This window comes from Candidatus Infernicultor aquiphilus, from assembly GCF_002784285.1.
Lineage (GTDB): Bacteria > Atribacterota > Phoenicimicrobiia > Phoenicimicrobiales > Phoenicimicrobiaceae > Infernicultor > Infernicultor aquiphilus.
This window is the reverse complement of record NZ_PFKO01000333.1, coordinates 1-205: the sequence shown is the minus strand read 5'-3', so window position 1 is coordinate 205 and position 205 is coordinate 1.

The window sequence follows — 205 nt, the reverse complement described above, 5'->3', positions numbered from 1 at the left end:
TTTCTATATTTTTAGATAAAACCTGCTCATCAATGCTGTTTATCTCTACTATACTAATCCTATCCTTATTTATCACCTTTAAAGTAAAATTCAAATCGGTTTCCGCCACATTTTGATGGATATATGATTGGGCAAATCTGGTAAGCTCACTATTACTTTCTATAACTATTATTTCAAAATCATTTTTTTAAGATAAATTTTTATT